This is a genomic window from Rhodococcus sp. R1101 (genome assembly GCF_000278445.1).
Taxonomy (GTDB): Bacteria; Actinomycetota; Actinomycetes; order Mycobacteriales; family Mycobacteriaceae; genus Rhodococcus; species Rhodococcus gordoniae.
In genome coordinates this window covers 1-224 of sequence record NZ_AJVB01000990.1, presented here as the reverse complement: position 1 = coordinate 224, position 224 = coordinate 1, and the positions used below count along the sequence as shown (strand labels likewise).

Here is a 224-nt window from a genome sequence, read left to right as displayed (position 1 = left end):
GGCGCCTTGCTGACCACCGACGTATCGGTGGCCACCGACGCCAGGGATGTTGCCGAACTTGGTGACGTCGACATGGATCATCGAGCCCGGATGGTCGTGTTCGTAGCGCCACAGCGGTTCACCGGTGACACGGTCGATTCGGGAGAGTCGGTTGATGCGGCATCGCACGAGCACGGCGTGCACTGTGGAGGCGGCCATCGTCAGACGTCCGGCGATCTGGATCG

The 224-nt window shown here is 64.3% G+C and carries 1 pseudogene; it reads right to left on the bottom strand.

Annotation, left to right across the window (positions count from 1 at the left end):
* A pseudogene (locus tag R1101_RS29190) lies at positions 1 to 224 on the bottom strand (IS481 family transposase); the annotation flags it as partial.